Origin of the sequence: Pseudomonas sp. 02C 26 (genome assembly GCF_002843585.1) — a bacterium.
Classification (GTDB): domain Bacteria; phylum Pseudomonadota; class Gammaproteobacteria; order Pseudomonadales; family Pseudomonadaceae; genus Aquipseudomonas; species Aquipseudomonas shirazensis.
Window position 1 is genome coordinate 3,844,727 of record NZ_CP025262.1, and the last position, 17,165, is coordinate 3,861,891.

The window sequence follows — 17,165 nt, forward strand, 5'->3', positions numbered from 1 at the left end:
CAGCTCCTTGATTCCCTGTGATGTAGCCGTCCACTCTCAGCGAAACGTCCCTGGCGCGCGCTGCAGCAAAGGCCGTGCTGCAATTCGTTGGCGTTGCAGGCTATCGCAGGTAAACACCTGCGGCCGCTCGATCAGGTAGCCCTGGGCGTAGTCCACGCCGATTTCCTGCAGGGCCTGCTCGATCAACGGCGTTTCAACAAATTCGGCAATGGTGCGTTTGCCCATGACGTGGCCGATGTGGTTGATCACCTCAACCATAGCGCGATTAATCGGATCATCCAGCATGTCTTTTACAAAACTTCCGTCGATCTTCAGGTAGTCCACCGGCAAATGCTTCAAATAAGCGAATGACGACATTCCGGCGCAGAAGTCATCCAGCGAGAATTTGCAGCCCAGCCCTTTCAATTCATTGATGAAGCGAATGGCACTGCCCAGGTTGGCAATGGCGCTGGTTTCGGTAATTTCGAAGCAAATCATCCGTGGCGGGATTTCAAACTCGCTGAACAGACGTTGCAAATAATCGAGAAATTTATCGTCGCCGATGCTCGAACCAGACAGGTTGATCGCAACCAGCGCCAACGGCCCCGGGCGCCCCTCGTTCAGGCACTGGCGGATAACCTGGAATACGTTGCGCACTACCCAGCGATCCAGCGCGGTCATCAAGCCGTAGCGCTCGGCCGCGGGGATGAAGCTGTCGGGCAGAATGGTCCGCCCGCTTTCATCGTGCAGGCGCAGCAGGATCTCGATATGCCCCGGCCCTCCCTGATCACTGAGGGCGGCAATCTCCTGGGCGTACAAGCAGAAGCGGTTTTCCTCGAGCGCCACATGCAGACGCTGAATCCAGGCCATTTCGCCAAAGCGCATGGACAGCTCGCTGTCGTCAGCGTGGTACACCTGGACCCGATTGCGGCCCTTCTCCTTGGCCATGTAGCAGGCCATGTCGGCAGCGCGCAAGGAGGCCTCAAGGGTGCCGGGCGCTTGCGCCATGCTCACCAGGCCAATGCTCACAGTGGTTATGAACGGCCGCCCCTTCCAGACAAAATGCAGGCTCTGCACCGCCTGGCGCAGTTGCTCGGCGATGCGCTCGGCCTGCTCCTGCGGACAGTTCTCGAGCAGTACCCCAAATTCGTCTCCCCCCAGCCGCGCCAGGGTATCGCCCTCGCGCAGGCCGGACTGCAGCACCGCACAGATATGGCGCAGCAGCTCGTCACCCGCGGCGTGGCCGCAGGTGTCGTTGACCAGCTTGAACTGGTCCAGATCGAGAAACATCAACGCATGCCGGCCAGGCTGACGCGCCAGGCCGTTGAGCGCCTGTTCAAGGCGGTACTCAAACTCGCGGCGGTTGGCCAGTCCGGTCAGGGCGTCATGGGTGGCCTGCCACGACAGGTTGGCGATGTACTGCCGCTCCTGGGTCATGTCATGCAGCACCAGGACGATGCCAGTGGCCTGGCCATCGCTGAGGATCGGTGAGCCCACCAGGTTGACCGAGACCGTGCTGCCATCCAGGCGCTGGATCAACCGTGCATGCTCGGCGCCGCCGCGCAGGCTGCCGGCCAGCACCTGCTCGATCAAGGTGCGCGCATCTTCGTCGCTGTGCTCGTCGAGCAGGCTGAACAGCGCCGACAACGGCAGCCCCTGAGCTGATGCAGCTTGCCAGTGGGTCAGCTGCTCGGCGGCGGCGTTCATGTAGAGGATATTGCCGTCGACGTCGGTGGTGATCACCGCATCGCCAATCGAGGCGAGGGTGATCTGCGCACGGTCCTTTTCGGCCTGCAGTGCACTGGCAAACGCCTGGCGCTGGGACAGCAACTTGCTCGAACGGCGCCAGGCCATGGTAATGAGGAAGATCGCCGTCAGCAGGTTACTGATCAGCAACACCTTGAGCAGCACCCGTGACCCTTCGCCTAGGGCGTCGCTGAAGGCCTTGGCGGCCGGCGTCACGCCTTCGTTGATGGTGGCGATGCGCGCCTTCCACTCATTGACCTGCTCCGGGGTCGGCTGGCCGCTGCTGAAGCTGCTGTGGATTTCAGTCGCGAGCAGGTCCAGCTGGCGCAGGTAGTCGTCGCCGATATCCCAATAGGCGATGGCCTTCTGCATGAAGCTGATGTTACGAAAGTAGCTGTAGAACCAGATGATCCGACTGACGTCTTCAGGGTGGTTGCCGCCCTGCAGGATGCCGGTGCGAGCTGCAGCGTAGTCGGGTGTGGGCTGGTCCAGCGCGATGCGCAGTTCGTGATCACCCTGGGGCACGGCGATGGCTTGGTGAAAACGCTGCAGAAAGCGCGGCTCAGGCCGCTCGGCGTACAAATTGAGGTAATAGATGGCGTCTTTCTGCGCCTTCGACCAGAGGCTCTCGCCGGCGACATAAGCGCGCACGGCCGAAAGCGTGTACAGGCTCAGGCCGGCCAGCAAGACCTGCAGGATCACCACGGCGACAAACGGCCAGATGATACCCAACAGCCTAGGCGCTTGATGAATATGAGTTCCCTTCATGGAGTCCCTGTCACGGCGGCAGATAAAGCACTAATCAAACCAGACAAGCACAGCGTAGGCGAGAAACCGCTACTAGCTACACGATCGCATTGCAAAAAGAGCGGGATTTTCCTGCTCATGCAGCGCCGCCGGCGCCAGCCACTGCTCAGCTTTGCTGCAGATGGCCGTACAACTTGGCGTAAAGCCCACCGTCAGCAATCAATTGCTGATGATCACCGTCTTCGGCGACATGCCCGCCGTCAAATACCAGGACCCGGTCGGCCTGCTTCACCGCCGAAAGCCGGTGGGCGATGATCAGCGTGGTACGGCCACTGAGAAACCGCGCCAGGGCCTGATGCAGGTTGTATTCAGTGGCGGCATCGAGGGCCGAGGTGGCTTCGTCGAGGATCACCACCTTAGGCTCGGCGAGGACCATCCGGGCAATCGCCAGGCGCTGACGCTGGCCGCCGGACAGGCGCACACCAGAGCGGCCAACGACGCTATCAAGGCCCTGCGGCAAGGCACTGATGGTGCTGTCGAGCTGGGCGATGCGCAGCGCCTGCCAACAGGCTTCGTCACTGCATTCGCGGCCCATGGTCAGGTTGGCGCGCACGCTGTCGTTGAACAAGGCCGGATGCTGCAGCACCACCGCAACGTTTTCGCGCAGGGTCTCCAGGCCAATCTCCTGCAGGCTGGCGCCGCCGAAACGGATGGTCCCGGCCTGAGCGGTGTAAAGACCCAGCAGCAACTGAACGAGGGTGCTCTTGCCGCCACCGCTGGCGCCGACAATCGCGACCTTTTCGCCTGGCGCAATCGACAGATCGAGGTGCTCCAGCACCGGCTCGTCAGCGTAGGAGAAACGCAAGTCGCGCACCTCGATGCCAACCGTATCGCGCCCGGCAAACGGATCGCTGGCAGCGGCGTACTGCGGCTCGTCCTCGCGCGCCAGCAGCTCGTTGAGGCGGCTCAGCGCGCCACCGGCGGCGTAGTAGGCGTATTGCAGGTTGAGCAGCTGCTCGACCGGGCCGATCATGAACCACAGGTAGCTGAACACAGCGAGCATCTGCCCGATCGACAGGTCGGAGAACAACACGGTGAGCATCGCCGCAGCGCGGAAGATGTCGATGCCGAACTGGAACAACAAGCCGCTGGCGCGCCCGCTGGCATCGCTTTTCCACTGCGAGGCCACGGCGTAGTCACGCACTTCACGGGCGCGCAGGCCAAGCCGACCGAGGAAATAACCTTGACGGTTGCCGGCGCGGATTTCCTGAATGGCATCCAGCGTCTCGGTCAGCGCCTGGGTAAAGCGGCCAGTGCTGTCGTTCTCGAGTTTCTTCAGGTGTTTGACGCGCTTGCCCAGCTGCACGGTGAAGTAGATCACCAGCGGGTTGAACAGCAAAATCAACAACGCCAACTGCCAGTGCATCCACAGCAGGATTGCCGCAGTGCCGGTCAGGGTCAGCATCGCCACCAGGAAGCGACTGAGGGTTTCGCCGACAAACTTGTCCAGGGTGTCGAGGTCAGTGACCAGGTGAGTGGCCACGGTGCCGCTGCCCAGGCTTTCGTATTCCTTGAGCGAGATACGCTTGAGGCGCTCGATCAGGCGAATCCTCAGGCGGTAGACGATGTCTTTGGCCAGGCCGGCAAACAGCTTGGCCTGAACCACGTTGAAGGCCAGCGCGCAAACCCGCAGGCAGAAGGTCACCGCGAGCATCAAGCCGATATAGCCGGTTGCCTGCTGCCAGTGGCTAGGCAGCAGATGATTCATCCACTTGAGTGCAGCGTCGCCGTGGCCCAGCAGCACCTCATCGACCAGCAGTGGCAGCAGCAACGGAATCGGCACGCTGCACAGCACCGCCAGCATCGCCACCAGGTTGGCGCCCCACAAGGCCTTGCGGTGATGCAGTGCCAGCCGGCGGATTTCTGCCCAACTCAGCCGATCAGGGGCGCCATGAGGCTTCCCCGGAACAGGGTCGGGCGACCCCGGCAGGTCAAGCACACGCGGCCTGCTGCAGCCAGCGGCCGAGCAAAGGCTGCAAGCTGGTCAGCGGCTGATAGCCGTTGGTCAGCAAGGCCAGTTGACCGTTACGTTCGGCCAGCAGGGTCGGGAAACCGGCAATACCCAGGTCTTGCACCCAGCTGAAATCAGCGGCGGTAGCACTGCGGGTTTCGCTGCGAATCAGCGCTTCAGCGAATTGCGCGCGGTCAAAGCCGGCCTGCTCGGCCAGGTCGACCAGTTGCGGCGGGCGGGTTACGTCCAGGCCTTGCTCATAGAAACCCGCCTGAATCAGCGCCAGCAACGACCAGGCGCGTGCGGCGTCGAGTTCGCGCGCAGCAACCAGCGCACGGCAGGCCGGCTCGGTGTCATAGACAAAACCATCGGGCAGCGCGTCGTCGAATCGAAACGGCTGACCGGTGGCTTCGGCGACCGCCTGCCAATGCTCGAGGATGTAGCGCCGAGTAGAGACATCCAGGGCGCTGCTGGCCGAGCGCAGGCCGCCCACCACCAGCCGCGTCGGCACGCCGGCATCGGCTGCCTGGGCGATGAGCGCCGCGGCCACCGGGGCGAAACCCCAGCACCAGGAGCACATCGGGTCCATCACATACAGCAGGCGTGCAGACATGCCTCAGGCCTCGGCTTTGTAGTTGAAACCAATCGGGTGTGGCTGGTTGCGCGCCTTGGCCAGTTCGATCTGTTTCTGCCGGTCGATGGCGCTGCGGCGAGTCTTCTCGCTCAGGCTGTCCCAGCAATGCGGGCAACTGACGCCTGGCGAATAATGCTCGGACGCACGCTCTTCGGCGTTGATCGGGTGGCGGCAGGCATGGCACTGGTCGTACTCGCCCTCGGTCAAGTCGTGACGCACCGTGACGCGGTTGTCGAAGACGAAGCAGTCACCATCCCAAAGGCTCTCTTCCTGAGGCACTTCTTCGAAGTACTTCAGCACGCCTCCCTTGAGATGATAGACCTCCTCGAAGCCTTCACCGAGCATATAGCTGGAGGCTTTTTCACAGCGGATGCCGCCGGTGCAGAACATTGCCACCTTCTTGTGCTTGCTCGGGTCGAAGTTGGCCTTGATGTACTCGGGAAACTCGCGGAAGGTCTCGGTCTTGGGGTCGACCGCACCCTTGAAGGTGCCGATCGCCACTTCGTAGTCGTTGCGGGTGTCGATCAACAGCACTTCAGGGTCGCTGATCAGGGCGTTCCAGTCCTTGGGCTCAACGTAGGTGCCCACCTTGTGGTTTGGGTCCACGCCAGGCACGCCAAGGGTCACGATCTCTTTTTTCAGCTTGACCTTGGTGCGGTAGAACGGCTGCTCGTCGCAGTACGACTCTTTATGATCGATGTCGACCATGCGCGGGTCGCTGCGCAACCACTGGAGCAGGCCGTCGATCCCTTCGCGGGTGCCCGAGACGGTACCGTTGATGCCTTCCAGCGCCAGCAGCAGAGTGCCTTTGACGCCGTTGTCGAGCATGGCCTTGAGCAGCGGCTCGCGCAGTTCGAGGTAGTCTTCCAGGGTGACGAATTTGTACAGCGCCGCGACGACGATAGCTTGTGACATGTAACGAGTTCTCCAGGTGGTCACCCTCGTAAGGGGCGGACCGGAATGACAGTTTGAGCGGGTGGCGTTGAAACACACATGGGAGCGGCGATGCGCTGACCCAGGCTGAAAACAGCTCGGGTCAACGCACCACCGCTCCCACGGGGATGTTGCGCAGTTTACCAGAATGCCTGGGAGGTTTCAGTGACCGCCGCCAGCACACACCGGCGATGCCGGTGCTGCGCCAACCTTGGCCCACTCCTCAGGGGTGTAGGTGTGAATGGCCAGAGCATGAATCTGCCCCATCAGATCGGCCATGGTCGCGTACACCCGCTGGTGGCGCTTGACGCTGTTGAGGCCAGCGAACTGCTCGCTGACCAGCACCGCCTTGTAGTGCGTCTCCAGCCCACGGCTGTGCATGTGGCTTTCGTCGAGCACCTCAAGGTGCACGTTGGCCAATGCCGCCAGTTGCTGTTCGATGCGTTGCTGCATGTTCATCAGCGTTGGCTCACTTCTTCGCAGGAGCGGCTTTGCCAGCGTTCGGGTCGAGCTCTTTGGTCATGTCTTCAAGCAGCTTGTTGACCACCGGTACCGCTGGCTCCAGGCTCTGCTGGGTCAGCTGGGCCGACTGCTGAGTGACCTTGGGCATTTCGCGCAGGACTTTCTTGCCCAATGGCGACTCGTAGAACTTGACCAGGTCCTGCAGCTCGCCTTCGGTGAAGGTCGCGGTGTACAGGTTGACCATCTGCGGCTTGAGCTTTTTCCAGCCAATGGCGTTGTCCAGAGCAGCGTTGGCCTTGGCCTGGTAGCTGTCGAGCACGGCTTTCTTGGAGGCTGGCGCCTTGGTCTGCTCGAAGCGCTGGGCAAACATCTGCTGCACCTGCATGTACACCGGAGTGCCCAGCTTGTCGGCATTGGCCAGGGTCAGGAACTTCTCGGCGGCTTGGTTGTGCGCAGGGGTTGCGGCAAGAACCGAACCGCTGGCGCAGGCCAGGGCGACGGCGGCACAAAGGACACGGAGACGGGTCATTGCAAATCCTTCAGGAAAGGGAGGCGAGTACCTCAGAGACGAGCATTCTGCGCCGCGCCGGGCGCTCTACTCAAGTAGCACGATGAGCGATTGAACCGCTCGGTCGAATCGGGGCCTAAACTGCGGATTCAGACGATTATGGAGTGAACGCCGCATGAGCCGTATCGAAACAGACAGCCTGGGCCCGGTCGAAGTTCCTCAGGACGCCTACTGGGGCGCGCAAACCCAGCGCTCGCTGATCAACTTCGCCATCGGCCAGGAGCGCATGCCGCTGGCCGTTTCGCACGCCTTGGCGCTGATCAAGAAGGCCGCCGCACGGGTCAACGACCGCAACGGCGACCTGCCGGCGGATATCGCCCGGCTGATCGAACAGGCCGCCGACGAAGTGCTCGATGGCCAGCTGGACGAGCAGTTCCCGTTGGTCGTGTGGCAGACCGGCAGCGGCACCCAAAGCAACATGAACGTCAATGAAGTGATCGCCGGCCGCGCCAACGAGCTGGCCGGCCAGGGCCGCGGCGGCAAGTCGCCGGTACACCCGAATGATCACGTCAACCGCTCGCAGAGCTCGAACGATTGCTTCCCTACCGCGATGAACATTGCCGCGGCGCAGGCAGTGCACGACAAGCTGCTGCCAGCGATTGCCGAGCTGTCGTCGGGGCTGGCCGAGCTGTCTGCGCGCCATCACAAACTGGTCAAGACTGGCCGCACGCACATGATGGACGCCACGCCGATCACTTTCGGCCAGGAGATCTCGGCGTTCGTCGCCCAGCTCGACTACGCCCAGCGAGCGATTCGCGCAGCGCTGCCGGCAGTGTATGAACTGGCCCAGGGCGGCACGGCTGTGGGCACCGGCCTGAACGCACCGCATGGCTTTGCCGAAGCGGTCGCCGCCGAGCTGGCGGCATTGTCCGGGCTGCCCTTCGTCACTGCGCCGAACAAGTTTGCCGCCCTGGCCGGGCATGAGCCGCTGGTCAACCTGGCCGGCGCGCTGAAATCACTCGCCGTAGCCCTGATGAAAATCGCCAACGACTTGCGCCTGTTAGGCTCCGGCCCACGTGCAGGGCTGGCCGAGGTGCGCCTGCCGGCCAACGAACCAGGCAGCTCAATCATGCCCGGCAAGGTCAACCCAACTCAGTGCGAGGCGTTGTCGATGCTCGCCTGCCAGGTGCTGGGCAACGACGTCACCATCGGCTTTGCCGCCAGCCAGGGGCATCTGCAGCTGAACGTGTACAAGCCGGTGATCATTCACAATCTGCTGCAGTCGATCAACCTGCTCGCCGACGGCTGCAGCAACTTCCAGCAGCACTGCGTGGCCGGCATCGAGCCGGATGCCGAGCAGATGGCCGAGCACCTTGAGCGTGGTTTGATGCTGGTGACTGCGCTGAACCCGCATATTGGTTATGACAAGGCGGCAGAGATTGCCAAGAAGGCTTACAGCGAAGGAACGACCTTGCGCGAAGCTGCCCTGGCGTTGCAGTACTTGACCAATGAGCAATTCGATCAGTGGGTGCGCCCGGAGAACATGTTGGCGCCTGGCGCCAAGGGCTGAGTGAGTCGGGGGCTGCAATGCAGCCCTTCGCGGGTAGACCCGCTCCCACAGGACACTGGCCAGCAGGTCAAGCCCAGTCCTCTGTGGGAGCGGGTTTACCCGCGAAGGGGGGCGCAGCGCCCGCATCATTATTAGCGGCCAACAATCCTCAACCAACCTGCAACCGCGCACGCCGCGCTCGCCAACTGGCCAGCAGCGACGGCCCCAACGCCACCAGCGCCGAACCCAGCACTACCGTCACCGCGCCGATATAACCCAGCGCATTGATCTGTTCGGCATGCACATACTCCGGCCACAGCCACGCAGCCAGCGCTACAGCGACAAACGTCACCAAGGGCGTCAACGCCAATGTCGCACTGACCCGCGACGCCTCCCAGTGCGCCAGCGCCTCGGCGAACGCGCCGTAAGCCACCAAGGTATTCAAACAGCAGGCCAACAGCAGCCAGCCTTGCAAGGGGCTCAACTGCAGCGCCTCGAGCGGATGCACCCAGGGCGTCAGCAGCGCCGCGCACCCCAGGTAGATCACCATCATCACCTGCTGCGAATTCCATACGGTGAGCAGCTGTTTTTGGCTAAGCGCATAAAACACCCAGATGCTGGTCGCCAGCAAAATGGTCAAGACACCCGTGGTGTAGGTGCCCAACGACCCCAGCAGCTCGGCCAGGCGCTGATTGAAAAACAGCCCAAAGCCCATCAGCAGCACGACCAGACCCATGCCCTGGCCCCAACTGAAGCGCTCCCTGAATACGAATACGCTGGCCACCAACAACAGCACCGGGCCGATCTGCACCACCAACTGGGCAGTGCCGGGGCTGAGCAGCTTGAGCCCGACCAGGTACAGCACGTAATTGCCGAGCAGGCCGAAGATGGCCAGCGCCACCAGGCCGGTACGCTTGCGGCCCAGGCCGGCAAATGGCGGCAGGCGGCGCTTGGCCGACAGCCAGATGAACAACAGGCCACCGGATACCAGCAGGCGATACCAGGTCACCGTGACCGGATCCATCACCTGCAGGACCTGCTTCAACTTGATCGGCAGGATGCCCCAGAGCAGCGCGGTCAACAGTGCCAATAGCAGGCCATGGACCCAGCGTCCGGAAGTGGTGTGCATAACGTCCTCGATCAAAGCCCGTGGTGGGGGTGATTGCAGTCTAAGGGCTTGGCGGATGTGACAGGTCCAAAATGACTGGAAAAAAATGCATCAGGTCATTCCCTGGCGGCATGCCTACCTGCTGCGCGCTGGGCGCGACGCCGCAGGCAGGGCGTTTGCGGTTACTTCTTGTGCTTGGCGAACGCTGCTTCCAACGCCTCGTTGATGGTGCGCAGGACCTTGACCCGCGCCCAGCGCTTGTCATTGGCCTCGACCAGCGTCCAGGGTGCAATCTCGGTGCTGGTGCGGTCGACCATATCGCCGACAGCTTCGGTATAGACGTCCCATTTTTCGCGGTTGCGCCAGTCATCTTCGGTGATCTTGTAGCGTTTGAAGGGTATTTGCTCGCGCTCTTCAAAGCGCTCCAATTGGGTCTGCTGATCGATCGCCAACCAGAATTTGACCACTACCACGCCGGCGTTGCTCAGTTGCTCTTCGAAGTCATTGATCTCACCGTAGGCACGCATCCAGTCGGCAGGCGTGCAAAAACCCTCCACCCGCTCCACCAGCACCCGCCCATACCACGAACGGTCGAAGATGGTGAACTTGCCGCGCGCCGGCACATGCCGCCAGAACCGCCACAGATAAGGCTGGGCGCGCTCGTCTTCAGTGGGTGCGGCAATCGGCACGATGCGGTACTGGCGTGGGTCGAGCGCAGCGGCCACACGGCGGATCGCGCCGCCCTTGCCGGCCGCATCGTTGCCTTCGAACACCGCGACCAGAGCATGCTTGCGCATGTGTTTGTGACGCAGCAAACCGGCCAGGCGCGCTTGTTCGCTGACCAGTTGCTGCTCGTAGTCCTTCTTGTCCAGGCGCTGGCTCAAATCCAGCGCGTTGATCAGGTTGAGGTCGTCGATGCTGCGGCCCAGCGGGGCGACGTTGCCCTTGTGCTTGGCCTTGGGGTCCACGGCCAGCGCGGCCTGCATGCTCTCCAGCAGGATCTGGCCGACGGCCAGGCTGCGGTAATGCGGGTCGGCGCCTTCGATCACGTGCCAGGGCGCATAGTCGCGGCTGGTGCGGCGCAGCACGCGCTCGCCGAAGCGCACGAAGCGGTCGTAGGTCTGCGACTGTTGCCAGTCCAACGGGCTGATCCGCCAGCTGTGCAGCGGGTCGTCGCGCAGGGTCTTGAGGCGCACCTTCATCTGCTTCTTGGACAAGTGAAACCAGAACTTGATGATCAACGCGCCTTCATCGCAGAGCATCTGTTCCAGCCGCTCGGCGCCGGCAATCGCTTGATCGAGCACGGCGTCCTTGAATTGGCCATGCACCCGGCCTTGCAGCATCTGGCTGTACCAGTTGCCGAAAAACACCCCCATCCGGCCCTTCGGTGGCAGCGCCCGCCAATAGCGCCAGGCGGGCGGCCGGGCCAGTTCTTCGTCGGTCTGCTGGTCGAAGGTCAGCACGTCGATCAGGCGCGGGTCCATCCATTCGTTGAGCAACTTGACCGTCTCACCCTTGCCGGCGCCTTCGATGCCATTGATGAGGATGATCACCGGTAGGCGAGACTGCTGCTTGAGCTCGTACTGAGCGTCGAGCAGCGCCTCGCGCAGCGCCGGCACTGCAGCATCAAAGGTGTCCTCGTCGATGTGGTGACCGATTTCCGCAGATTCAAACATGCTGGCGTGGCTCCTTCATTGGAATGACAAGACTAGCGGATCGGCAGCGATTTATGCGCTTGCGTGCAGCCTAAGACCTGCGCAATGGCTTAAAATCCCGCTTCCGCTGCCGCCGAGCCGACCATGCCAGACCCTACCCTCCCCCAGCACGCCCAGATTGACTGGGACGATCAGGGCCGCCCGCACTCGCGGCAATACGACGACGTGTACTTCTCCACCACTGAAGGCAGCCTCGAAACCCAATACGTGTTCATCGAAGGCAACCGCCTGCGCCAGCGCTTTGCCGAGCTGCCAGCCGATGGCTGCCTGGTGATCGGCGAGACCGGGTTTGGCACCGGGATGAACTTCTACTGCGCCTGGCAGCTGTTTGCCGAGCAGGCCACGGGCGGCGCCCGCCTGCATTTCGTCAGCGTCGAAAAGTACCCGTTGAGCCTTGCCGACCTGAGCCGCGCCGTTAAGCTGTGGCCGGAGCTGGCGGCTTACTGGCAGCCGCTGCTGGACCAGTACGTGGCAGTGCATCCGGGCTTTCAGCAGTTCAGTTTCGACGGCGGCCGGGTGACCCTGACCTTGCTGATCGGTGATGTACTCGAGCAACTGCCGCTGCTCGATGCGCGCATCGACGCATGGTTCCTCGACGGTTTCGCGCCGGCGAAAAACCCTGACATGTGGACCCCCGAGCTGTTCGCGCAACTGGCGCGGCTGTCGCATGCAGGCACCAGCATCGGCACCTTCACCACCACCGGCTGGGTCCGCCGGAGCCTGATCGAGGCTGGCTTCAGCATGAAAAAGGTGCCTGGGCTGGGCACCAAGTGGGAGGTGATGCACGGCCACTACAGCGGCCAGCCGGCGGTGACCGCCACGGCACCGTGGTACGCCCGCCCAACAGCCACCAGCGGCCCGCGCCAGGCACTGGTGATCGGCGCCGGGCTGGCTGGCAGCGCCAGCGCCGCCAGCCTGGCCGCGCGAGGTTGGCAGGTGACGGTGCTGGAGCGCCATGCTGCGCCTGCACAGGAAGCCTCGGGCAACCCGCAAGGCGTGCTGTATTTGAAGCTGTCTGCCCATGGCACAGCGCTGTCGCAGATGATCGTCGCCGGCTTCGGCTACACCCGCCGTTATCTGGAGCGCATGCAGCGCGGACGCGACTGGGATGCTTGCGGCGTGCTGCAACTGGCCTTCGATGACAAGGAAGCCGGGCGTCAGGCCAAGCTCGCTGGCGCCTTCGACAGCAGCCTGCTGCGCCCGCTGAGCCAGCTCGAGGCCGAGCAGGTGGCAGGGGTCAGCCTGGCCAGTGGCGGCCTGTTTTATCCACAGGGTGGCTGGGTGCACCCGCCGGCGCTGTGCGCTGCGCAATTGCAGCACCCGCGCATTGAAGTAAAGGTGCATCAGGAAGTGCTCGAGCTGCGCCAGGTCGATGGCCTCTGGCAAGCCTGGACGGGCGCGCGCCTGCTGGCCACTGCGCCGGTGGTGGTGCTGGCCGGCGCGGCCGACGTGCGCGCTTTTGCGCCGTGCGCCGAGCTGCCGCTCAAACGCATCCGTGGGCAGATCACCCGCTTGCCGGCCACTGCCGAGAGCCGCGCATTGAGCACGGTGGTCTGTGCTGAAGGCTATGTGGCGCCGGTGCGTGACGACGAACACACGCTTGGCGCCAGCTTTGACTTCCACAGCGACGACCTGACCCCGACCGTGGCAGAGCACCAAGGCAACCTCGAGCTGCTTGAAGAAATCTCTACCGACCTCGGTCAACGTCTGCAGCTGGCCACACTGGACCCGGCACTGCTGCAAGGGCGCGCGGCGTTTCGCTGCACCAGCCCGGACTATCTGCCGATCGTCGGGCCGATTGCTGACGCTCAAGGCTTCAACGAGGCCTATGCCATGTTGCGCAAGGATGCTCGGCAATTGCCTGCAGTCGATTGCCCGTGGCTGGATGGCCTGTATGTAAACACCGGGCATGGCTCGCGAGGCCTGATCACCGCCCCGCTCAGCGGTGAGTTGCTGGCGGCCTGGATCTGTGGCGAACCCTTGCCGGTGCCGCGGTCGGTAGCTGAAGCGTGCCACCCGAATCGCTTTGCATTACGCGCCCTGATTCGCGGCAAGGCCTGAGCAACGGGCTGCTTGCAGCCCACCGACCATTCATCCTTTATAACCGATTGATATAAAACTCTCAGAAACCGCTCCGGTCACTACCTAAGTGCCCGTCATCCGGCGAGGCACCTTCCCCAACGGCAAAACCGGTAAGGACTTATGTGCGGATTAGCTGGAGAGTTACGTTTTACCCCGATCAATCAGGCCCCGCGCCCCGCGGATCTGGCTGCGGTTGAGCGCATCACCCACCATCTGGCCCCACGCGGCCCGGATACCTGGGGCTTCCATAGCCAAGGGCCGATTGCCCTCGGCCATCGGCGCTTGAAGATCATGGACTTGTCCGACGGCTCGGCGCAGCCGATGGTCGACAACAACCTCGGCCTGTCGCTGGCGTTCAACGGCGCCATCTACAACTTCCCGGAACTGCGCCAGGAGCTGCTCGACCTGGGTTATACGTTCTGGTCCGACGGCGACACCGAAGTGCTGCTCAAGGGCTATCACGCCTGGGGCGCCGCGCTGCTGCCCAAGCTCAACGGCATGTTCGCGCTGGCCATTTGGGAGCGCGACACCCAGCGCCTGTTCCTGGCCCGTGACCGCCTTGGCGTGAAGCCGCTGTACCTGTCGCGCAACGGTGAGCGCCTGCGCTTTGCCTCGACCCTGCCGGCACTACTCAAGGGCGGCGATATCGACCCGGTGATCGACCCGGTCGCGCTCAATCACTACCTCAACTTCCACGCTGTGGTGCCGGCGCCGCGCACCTTGCTGGCCAATGTGCAAAAGCTCGAACCTGGCACCTGGATGCGTGTCGACCGCCACGGCGAAGTCGAACGTCAGACCTGGTGGCAGCTCAAGTACGGGCCGAATGCCGACGAGCAGAAGCTCGACCTGGAGGATTGGACCACCCGCGTCCTCGATGCCACCCGCGATGCTGTGGCGATTCGCCAACGCGCTGCGGTGGATGTCGGTGTACTGCTGTCAGGTGGTGTCGATTCGAGCCTGTTGGTCGGTCTGCTGCGCGACGTTGGCGTGGACGACCTGTCGACCTTCTCGATCGGCTTCCAGGATGCTGGCGGTGAGCGCGGCGACGAGTTCGAATTTTCCGACCTGATCGCCCGTCACTACGGCACTCGTCACCACCAGCTGCGCATCGATGAACACGAAATCATCGACCAGTTGCCGGCGGCGTTCCGCGCCATGAGCGAGCCGATGGTCAGCCACGACTGCATCGCTTTCTATCTGCTATCGCGTGAAGTCGCCAAGCACTGCAAAGGCGTACAGAGCGGCCAGGGTGCCGATGAGCTGTTTGCCGGTTACCACTGGTACCCGCAGGTCGATGGCGCAGCGGACCCGTACTCGGCCTACCGCGATGCGTTCTTTGACCGGAGCCATGCCGAATACCGCGAGACAGTGCAGGCACCGTGGCTGCTGGACAACGACGCAGCCGGTGATTTTGTTCGTGAGCATTTCGCCCGCCCTGGCGCGGCCGATGCGGTAGACAAAGCGTTGCGTCTGGACAGCACGGTGATGCTGGTCGATGACCCGGTCAAACGCGTCGACAACATGACCATGGCCTGGGGCCTGGAGGCGCGCACGCCGTTCCTCGATTATCGCCTGGCGGAACTCTCGGCGCGGATCCCGGCACGCTTCAAGCTGCCCGATGGCGGCAAGCAGGTGCTCAAATCGGCCGCACGTCGGGTCATCCCGCATGAGGTGATCGACCGCAAGAAGGGTTACTTCCCGGTCCCTGGCCTCAAGCACCTAGAAGGCGCCACCCTGGGTTGGGTGCGCGACCTGCTGACCGACCCGAGCCAGGACCGTGGCCTGTTCAACCCGGCCATGATCGACAAGCTGCTGAGCAACCCGCACGGCCAGTTGACCCCACTGCGCGGCTCCAAGCTGTGGCAGTTGGCGGCACTGAACCTGTGGCTCAGTGAACAAGGAATCTGATTGATGAAAGCCCACGAAACAGCCTACGGCCAGCGCTTGCTGCGCGGCCAGGCCCCCTCCTACGCGCGGCTGCAGGCGCGCCTGGCCGAAGACGGCAGCGAGCCGCACGACCAGCCGCGAGCAGTCCACTGCGGCTGGGGCCGGCTGCTGATCGGCCATACCTACCCGGACCCCAGCTGCCTGGCACAGGCGCTGCTGGAAGAAGCCGCCGGTGAACGCGACATTGCCCTCTACGTGGCGGCGCCGCATCAGGTACTGGCGCACGCTCCGCAACAGCTGTTTCTCGACCCCTCGGACACCCTGCGCCTGTGGTTCAGCGACTACCGCCCGGCGCAGCGGGTGTTCCGTGGTTTTCGTATTCGCCGGGCACAGAGCGAAAGCGACTGGCAGGCGATCAATGCGCTGTACCAGGCGCGCGGCATGCTCCCGGTCAACGCCGAGCTGCTCACCCCGCGCCATCAAGGCGGGCCGGTGTACTGGCTGGCCGAGGATGAAGACACCCATGCTGTGATCGGCAGCGTGATGGGCCTCAATCACAGCAAGTCGTTCGATGACCCCGAGCATGGCAGCAGCCTCTGGTGCCTGGCCGTCGACCCGCGCTGCAGCCGGCCTGGGGTTGGCGAGGTGCTGGTACGGCATTTGATCGAGCACTTCATGAGCCGCGAGCTGGCCTATCTGGATTTGTCGGTGATGCACGACAACCGCCAGGCCAAGCGCCTCTACGAAAAGCTCGGCTTTCGCAACTTGCCGACCTTTGCCGTCAAGCGCAAGAACGGCATCAACCAGACCCTGTTCCTCGGGCCTGGGCCTGAGGCCGAACTCAACCCGTACGCGCGCATCATTGTTGACGAAGCCCACCGCCGCGGCATCGAAGTGCAGGTCGACGACGCCAAGGCCGGCTTGTTCACCCTCAGCCTGGGCGGGCGCCGGGTACGCTGCCGCGAGTCGCTCAGCGACCTCACCAGCGCCGTCAGCATGACCCTCTGCCAGGACAAGCGCCTGACCCAGCACGCGCTGGAAAAGGCCGGGCTGAAGGTGCCGGTGCAACAGCTGGCGGGCAATGCCGACGACAACCTGGCGTTTCTGGAAGAGCACGGCGCGGTAGTGGTCAAGCCGGTCGATGGCGAGCAAGGCCAGGGGGTAGCGGTCAATCTGACCACGCTTGAGGAGGTTTCCCAGGCCGTCGCACACGCCCAGCGTTTTGATAGCCGCGTGCTGCTCGAGAGCTTCCATCCGGGGTATGACCTGCGCATCGTGGTCATCGGCCACGAAGTGGTAGCCGCAGCCATTCGCCACCCGGCACAGGTTATCGGTGACGGCACGCACAGCGTCAAGGCGCTGATCGAAGCCCAGAGCCGCCGCCGCGAGGCTGCCACGGCCGGCGAAAGCCGAATCCCCATGGATGAAGAAACCGAGCGCACCGTGCGTGCGGCAGGTCATGAGTACGGCGATATTCTGCCGGCAGGCGAGCGCCTGGCGGTACGCCGTGCGGCTAATCTGCACACCGGCGGCATTCTCGAAGATGTCACCGAACGTTTGCATCCGGCCCTGGCCGATGCCGCCGTGCGCGCGGCGCGGGCGCTGGATATTCCCGTGGTCGGCCTGGACTTCATGGTGGGCGATGCCAGCCAGCCCGACTACGTGATCATCGAAGCCAACGAGCGCGTTGGCCTGGCCAACCATGAACCGCAACCCACGGCCGAGCGCTTTGTCGATCTGCTGTTTCCGCACAGCCGGGCGCCAGCCTGAATCACCCAGGGGGCCTGCGCGGTAACCACGTCAG

Annotated in this window: 12 protein-coding genes; 4 read left to right on the forward strand and 8 right to left on the reverse strand. The window is 63.3% G+C overall.

The genetic code is table 11. The features are described from left to right. Window positions 1–36: 36 nt before the first annotated feature. The 6 genes from CXQ80_RS17530 to CXQ80_RS17555 all read right to left on the reverse strand — a co-directional run bounded on the left by CXQ80_RS17530 (window position 37) and on the right by CXQ80_RS17555 (window position 7,041). Window positions 37–2,493, reverse strand: a complete 2,457-nt coding sequence (locus tag CXQ80_RS17530; protein ID WP_101321661.1) for an EAL domain-containing protein — start codon at window positions 2,491–2,493, stop codon at window positions 37–39. A 145-nt stretch (window positions 2,494–2,638) separates the two neighbouring features. Then, on the reverse strand, window positions 2,639–4,471 hold the full coding sequence (locus CXQ80_RS17535) for an ABC transporter ATP-binding protein (RefSeq protein WP_101321662.1): 1,833 nt from the start codon (window positions 4,469–4,471) through the stop codon (window positions 2,639–2,641). Beyond that, a complete protein-coding gene (locus CXQ80_RS17540; protein ID WP_101321663.1) occupies window positions 4,464–5,096 on the reverse strand; it encodes a DsbA family protein in 633 nt (210 codons plus the stop codon). The genes CXQ80_RS17535 and CXQ80_RS17540 overlap by 8 nt, the downstream gene beginning before the upstream one ends. 3 nt (window positions 5,097–5,099) lie before the next feature. Next, entirely contained in the window at window positions 5,100–6,032 is a 933-nt protein-coding gene (locus CXQ80_RS17545; protein WP_101321664.1) for a rhodanese-related sulfurtransferase, read from the reverse strand. A gap of 180 nt (window positions 6,033–6,212) precedes the next feature. Continuing rightward, complete coding sequence (locus CXQ80_RS17550; protein ID WP_101321665.1) at window positions 6,213–6,509, reverse strand: BolA family transcriptional regulator; 297 nt, start codon at window positions 6,507–6,509, stop codon at window positions 6,213–6,215. Between the two features lie 10 nt (window positions 6,510–6,519). Continuing rightward, on the reverse strand, window positions 6,520–7,041 hold the full coding sequence (locus CXQ80_RS17555) for a DUF2059 domain-containing protein (RefSeq protein ID WP_101321666.1): 522 nt from the start codon (window positions 7,039–7,041) through the stop codon (window positions 6,520–6,522). A 154-nt stretch (window positions 7,042–7,195) separates the two neighbouring features. On the opposite strand from CXQ80_RS17555, the gene CXQ80_RS17560 reads away from it, so the two are divergent. Then, window positions 7,196–8,590, forward strand: coding sequence for a class II fumarate hydratase (locus CXQ80_RS17560; protein ID WP_101321667.1), 1,395 nt, complete (start codon window positions 7,196–7,198; stop codon window positions 8,588–8,590). A gap of 148 nt (window positions 8,591–8,738) precedes the next feature. On the opposite strand, the gene CXQ80_RS17565 is transcribed toward CXQ80_RS17560, so the two are convergent. Further along, window positions 8,739–9,698, reverse strand: a complete 960-nt coding sequence (locus CXQ80_RS17565; protein ID WP_101321668.1) for a DMT family transporter — start codon at window positions 9,696–9,698, stop codon at window positions 8,739–8,741. A gap of 161 nt (window positions 9,699–9,859) precedes the next feature. Further along, window positions 9,860–11,353, reverse strand: a complete 1,494-nt coding sequence (gene pap, locus CXQ80_RS17570; protein ID WP_101321669.1) for a polyphosphate:AMP phosphotransferase — start codon at window positions 11,351–11,353, stop codon at window positions 9,860–9,862. Window positions 11,354–11,476: 123 nt separating this feature from the next. On the opposite strand from pap, the gene mnmC reads away from it, so the two are divergent. The 3 genes from mnmC (at window position 11,477) to ngg (ending at window position 17,131) form a co-directional block, all read left to right on the forward strand. Beyond that, window positions 11,477–13,453: a bifunctional tRNA (5-methylaminomethyl-2-thiouridine)(34)-methyltransferase MnmD/FAD-dependent 5-carboxymethylaminomethyl-2-thiouridine(34) oxidoreductase MnmC gene (gene mnmC, locus CXQ80_RS17575; RefSeq protein ID WP_101321670.1), complete on the forward strand. Its 1,977-nt coding sequence runs from the start codon at window positions 11,477–11,479 to the stop codon at window positions 13,451–13,453. Window positions 13,454–13,594: 141 nt separating this feature from the next. Next, window positions 13,595–15,382 carry an N-acetylglutaminylglutamine amidotransferase gene (locus tag CXQ80_RS17580; protein ID WP_101321671.1) on the forward strand — a complete coding sequence of 596 codons (1,788 nt, stop codon included), beginning with the start codon at window positions 13,595–13,597 and terminating at the stop codon, window positions 15,380–15,382. Window positions 15,383–15,385: 3 nt separating this feature from the next. Then, window positions 15,386–17,131, forward strand: coding sequence for an N-acetylglutaminylglutamine synthetase (gene ngg, locus CXQ80_RS17585; RefSeq protein WP_101321672.1), 1,746 nt, complete (start codon window positions 15,386–15,388; stop codon window positions 17,129–17,131). Window positions 17,132–17,165: the final 34 nt, after the last annotated feature.